General features: G+C 57.4%; 6 protein-coding genes. All 6 read right to left on the reverse strand.

Annotation, left to right across the window (positions count from 1 at the left end):
- A partial coding sequence (locus tag ACOTZB_RS22830) for a phage tail tape measure protein (RefSeq protein ID WP_421628568.1) occupies positions 1-1,910 on the reverse strand: 1,910 nt, incomplete at its 3' end.
- Positions 1,903-2,022: a GpE family phage tail protein gene (locus ACOTZB_RS22835; protein ID WP_023616176.1), complete on the reverse strand. Its 120-nt coding sequence runs from the start codon at positions 2,020-2,022 to the stop codon at positions 1,903-1,905. The genes ACOTZB_RS22835 and ACOTZB_RS22830, both read right to left, overlap by 8 nt.
- 32 nt (positions 2,023-2,054) lie before the next feature.
- Positions 2,055-2,363 (reverse strand): phage tail assembly protein, encoded by a 309-nt coding sequence (locus ACOTZB_RS22840; protein ID WP_023309234.1) that lies wholly within the window; start codon positions 2,361-2,363, stop codon positions 2,055-2,057.
- A 56-nt stretch (positions 2,364-2,419) separates the two neighbouring features.
- A complete protein-coding gene (locus ACOTZB_RS22845; RefSeq protein WP_421628569.1) occupies positions 2,420-2,938 on the reverse strand; it encodes a phage major tail tube protein in 519 nt (172 codons plus the stop codon).
- Between the two features lie 11 nt (positions 2,939-2,949).
- Positions 2,950-4,137, reverse strand: coding sequence for a phage tail sheath protein (locus tag ACOTZB_RS22850; protein ID WP_063408914.1), 1,188 nt, complete (start codon positions 4,135-4,137; stop codon positions 2,950-2,952).
- A 58-nt stretch (positions 4,138-4,195) separates the two neighbouring features.
- A complete protein-coding gene (locus ACOTZB_RS22855; RefSeq protein ID WP_421628570.1) occupies positions 4,196-4,789 on the reverse strand; it encodes a recombinase family protein in 594 nt (197 codons plus the stop codon).
- Positions 4,790-4,867: the final 78 nt, after the last annotated feature.

A 4,867-nucleotide genomic window follows, 5' to 3' on the forward strand; every position in this document is an offset into this window, starting at 1 on the left:
GCATCGCCCAGCGCCTGACCAAAAATCACGCCAGCGTTTTTACAGCCATCCAGCGTTTCCTGCGTCGCCTTGATCGGCGTAATCAAGTCGGTGAACCATTGCCAGATACCGCCCAGCTTCTCCGAGATAGAGTCAAACACCGCCATCACCGGTGAGAACAGCGCCCCCAGCGGTGCGAAAGCCGTCGAAAGCCCTTCCATCACCCCGCCAAAGAAGGCGCTGATGGGCTCCCAGTATTTAAAAATCAGTAAGGCACCGGCAGCAATCGCCGCGCCAAGGGCAATCACCGGCCAGCTAAGCGCGCCCAGCACCGTCATGATGGCGCCGCCCACCACGCTGAATACCGTTCCCAACATCCCGGCCGCGGTAATAACCATATTGACGCCTGTCAGAACCGGGCCGATAACCGTGCCTACGCCGCCCAGCACGCCAGCAAACGCCTGCGCGCCGACAACGATGCTGGCGAGGGTCTGCGTCAGCTCAGGGTTGGCATTCACCCAAAGAGAGGCCGTGCCAAGCCAGCCGGTTGCGGTTGTTATCAGGTTGCGCAGAGCGCCATCCGCTTTATCAAATACATCAATCTTCAACCCGTTCCACGCGGCCTGGAATCGGTTGATATCGCCGTCAAGATTATCGGTCTGCGCGGAAGCCGCGAGCGCGGTACTGCCCTTTGCCCCCTGCAACTGCTGGCGTTTTTCATCAAGCGATCCATCACCCGCAGCGGAAGCCAGCGCCCCCGCGGCTTTTATGGCATCCGGAGTCTGAACATGGCGCAACATCGCGCTGAGGGCGTCCCCCGCGGCAGCGCCTTTCATTCCTTTTTCTGCCAGAACGCCCAGCAGCGCGGTGGTCTCTTCAAGCCCCATACCGGCGGCATCCGCAGCGGGCGCAGCGGAGGTGACGGCCGCCACCATCTCAGCGAGGCTGGTATTCGAAGAGGTAAAACCGCGCGTAAGCACATCTGCGATGCGTCCCGCATCCGTATCGGCCAGGCTATACGCGGCCTGCGTGCTGGCGATCATATCGGCCGCTTTAGCCGCGTCGACACTCCCCGCCAGGCTGAGGTTGACCGTTGGCGCGGTGGCCGCAAGCAGCCCATCGGCGTCATAGCCTGAACGAGTCAGTTCGGTTTGTGCCCGAAGGACCTTATCTGCGGGTACTCCGGTCCTGGCACTGACGTCCCGCGCCTGCTGGCGAATCGCCTCAAGCCGGGAATCCCCCTTCGCCAGGCCAAGGTTTGCCTGAATGGCCGACATCTGCTTTTCAAAGCTGATGCCAGGGGCGATAAACCGGGACGTCTGGTCAAAGCCCGCTTTTGCGATGCCCACGCCCGTATTCGCAAGCTGACGCACCCGCGCGGTAACGCGTTTGCCTGACTCGTAGCGATTCTGAACGGTACTCAGCCGCTCCTGCTGCTGATTGACGCGGGCCAGCGCATCCCGCTGTCGGTTAAGCTGCTGCGTTTTTTCGCTGATGTGACTTTTTAAACGACGTTCATCCGACGAGAGCGTGCGCGTGTTCACTCCCGCCTGAGCGAGTTCAGTACGCTGACGCTGTACCGAGTAGCGTAAGCTGTTGTACTCATGCTTCAGGTCGACTGCCGATTTTCGGGCTGCAGTCAGCGCATCAGCCTGCGCCTGGGTGGGGTTTTGCGTGTTTTTAAACTGCATCGCCAGCGCCGCGGCCTGCTGTTTCGCCTGAGCAAGCGACTGCTCCGTTGTGGCGAGCCGGGCATTTGCTTTTCTGAAGCCGTTAATGCGCCCTGCCTGCTCATCGAGCGCCCCCAGCGCCGTCTGCGCATCGCGGATATCGCTCGCGAGAGTGAGGCTGGCGTTCTGGAGAGCGTTAAGCGGTCGGGTTGCCCGATCGACTGCCTTAAGCAGCTCCTGAAGACTGACATTATTACTCATGGTGGTTTCCGCTTCGCTGCAGCGCTTTTTCGCGCCATAAGAGGAGTTCGGTCACGCTAAGGGAGTACAGTTCTGACGGCGGCCAGTGAAAAATCACCGCGATATCCGCCATCAGATCGTCGACCGACACATTTTCGGGAAATTTCAGCGAGCCGAAGCCGGTGACAAAAAACCGATCACCTTACCTGCAAAAGAGAGCAGATCGCAGGCATCCAGGCGCGCAACCTCATGCTCGGTCAGCGCCGGCGAGGTCATTCGCGGCAGCACCTTAATCAGCGCATCAACGTCAGATTGCGCCAGCGACGCCAGCGATACGCCACGCAGGGTCCCCGCATTGGGTTTTGCGACGGTCACCTTTTCGATTTTTTGCTCGCCGCGCTGAACGGGGCTATCAAGCGTGACGATATGTGGGTTTTCACTTTCGTTCATGGCGGTCTCGTTGATATTTTCCATTTCGTTACTCTTCTGAAAGTTAACTCACCGGCCGGTACTCCCGGCCGGTTAAAGGGTTACAGGCCGATGGCCTTACGGTGTTCTGCCAGGCGATCGACGCCATCGACTTTGAGCACCATGTTGATGATGTCGATTTCGATGATCTCTTTGCCATCAATGGTCAGCTGGTAGTAAGCGCACTCGGTGGACATCTTGGTAGTGCCGCTCTCGCCCTGCTTGTTTTCACCGCCATCAAACTCTTTATGACGGCCGCGCATGACGATTTCGACGGCGGAGATTTCGCCGGTGTCATCGCGCTGATAAGAGCCGGTAAAGCGCAGCGGCACGCTGTCCGCGCCCGGAGAGGCATACTGTGCCCACAGCGCGGCGTCCGGCAGACCGCCAATGGTCCACTCCAGCGCCAGGGCATCATCGTCCAGGCCGAGGTCGACAGAGACCGAGCCCGGCATACCGCCGCCGCGATACTTCTCCAGCTTGCGGGTAAGCTTCGGTAAGGTGACAGACTCAACAACGCCCATATAGCTCAGGCCATCGTTGAACATATTCAGGTACTTAAGTTTGCGTGGTAACGCCATGCTTCAGCTCCTTAGCTGTTAACCGAATCTGACAGATCTGCCAGATAGGTGTCGGTGATTCGCTGGCGCAGGGTCAGATTTTCCAGCGGCGGGACGGGGGTGTAGTCGTAATCGATATACAGTTTCCCCGCTTTCAGGGTGGTTGCATCGTTCGACTCAGGGTCATACCAGCAGGAGCCGTCGACGATATAGCCGTTGGTTTTCAGCTCGCGGAACTTGGCGTTAATACCGGAAACGATGTCGCGAATAAGCGTTGGGGTGATGGGTTTATCCATCGCCCACGCGTGCGCTTCCGCCATGGTATCGGCCAGCACCTGTGCGGTACGAGTGTAGTTTTCAAAGACGAATAACGGGTCGTCTGAGCAGGTACGGTTACCCCAGAATTTGAATCCGTCGTTGCGAATCAGCGTGGTGACGCCAGCCTGGTTAAGCAGGTTCGCATCGGTAGCCTGTTCCTGCAGATCCCAGGAAACAGAAGCGCTTACGCCAGTAACGCCGTTGACACCAACGTTTGACAGGGTTTTATGCCAGCCGATTGTCTGGTCGATTTTGGCGCGCAGGCCAAGCGCACGGGCGGTAGCCCAGGCCGTCGTCGTTGCGTTCGTGGTGGTATCCCATGCCAGAAAATCAGGATGGATAACCATCAGCTCGCGCTGGCTGAAGTTTTTGCGGTAGTTGATCGCTTCAGAGATGGTTTTACATCCCCATGCGCTGACATAGCCGAACGCGCGCAGGCTCTGGCACATGGCGGCCAGTGCGGTCGCCACTTCCTGAGAGTCCAGCCCCGGCACGCCGAGAATACGCGGCTTAACGCCGGTCACCGTTTTCGCCGTGAGAAGCGCCTTCAGGCCGGTATATTTACCGTTTTCATCAGTAGTACCGATGATGTTGGAAACGGTCTGCTTGCGCGCCTCTTCCGGGGTTTCAGCGGTGCCTTCGGCCACGCGAACAACCACGACAACCGGTTTGCACTGGTCGGCGATCGCCTGCAGAGAAGCGGACAGCGTCCCCGCCTTACCGGCTTTCGCAATCGCGTTTTGCACGTTGGTAATGAGCACGGGCTCGTTTAAAGGAAATGTCTTGTCGTCAGCATCGCTGGCCGTACAGACCATGCCGATGATTGCCGTCGAGACGGTGGAAATGGTGCGGGTGCCATCGTTGATTTCGATAACTTCCACGCCGTGGTGAAAATCACTCATCCGTTTAACTCCTTGGTTAGTTGGTGAGTGATATTGTCGCGGCTGGGCTTGCTATGAGCTAACCATCCCTGTCCAGCGGCCGCTGGCACAACGATTGTCCGACTATCGTGGCGGGGAATTTTTTATAAAGCGTGGAAACACCCACATCAAAAATTAACGCAACGCGCTGTCGGGATTCTCCGGCAGCAATCAGCCTGCCAGCCTGAGCCCATTCTTCCTGCGTCAATTTAGGGCGTCGGCCACCAATTCGTCCCTGTTCCCGCGCTGCGGCCAGCCCGGCGCACGTTCTCTCGACAATGAGTTCACGCTCCATTTCAGCAAGCGCTCCCATAATATGGAAGAAGAAACGCCCCATTGGCGTTGAGGTATCAATGCTATCAGTCAAACTGCGGAAGTTAATGCTTCGCTGGCGTAGTTCCTCGGTCATTGAAACAAGGTGGCGCATACTGCGCCCGAGCCGATCGAGTTTCCATACAACGAGAGTATCGCCCGCATTCAGCTGTCTGAGGGCACGATTGAGCCCAGGTCTGTTTGTCGATTTACCGCTGATTTTATCTTCAAAAATGAGCTCACATCCTGAACGCTGCAGCGCGTCACGCTGTAAGGCGGTGTTTTGTTCATTTGTTGACACGCGTATGTATCCAATAAGCATGGTATTTCTCTCCGTCAAAACCGGAAATCATGCCACTTAATTGATAAACACGCATTTTCGAAAACCTTGGTTTGGGAG

The organism is Enterobacter cloacae complex sp. SHL020 (genome assembly GCF_049236945.1).
Taxonomy (GTDB): domain Bacteria; phylum Pseudomonadota; class Gammaproteobacteria; order Enterobacterales; family Enterobacteriaceae; genus Enterobacter; species Enterobacter dykesii.

What these genes read in the sequence shown, in the direction of transcription:
- ACOTZB_RS22845 (WP_421628569.1), bottom strand. Translation starts at nt 2,938, where the DNA reads ATGGCGTTACCACGCAAACTTAAGTACCTGAATATGTTCAACGATGGC.
- ACOTZB_RS22840 (WP_023309234.1), bottom strand. Translation starts at nt 2,363, where the DNA reads ATGGAAAATATCAACGAGACCGCCATGAACGAAAGTGAAAACCCACAT.
- ACOTZB_RS22850 (WP_063408914.1), bottom strand. Translation starts at nt 4,137, where the DNA reads ATGAGTGATTTTCACCACGGCGTGGAAGTTATCGAAATCAACGATGGC.
- ACOTZB_RS22835 (WP_023616176.1), bottom strand. Translation starts at nt 2,022, where the DNA reads ATGGCGGATATCGCGGTGATTTTTCACTGGCCGCCGTCAGAACTGTAC.
- ACOTZB_RS22855 (WP_421628570.1), bottom strand. Translation starts at nt 4,789, where the DNA reads ATGCTTATTGGATACATACGCGTGTCAACAAATGAACAAAACACCGCC.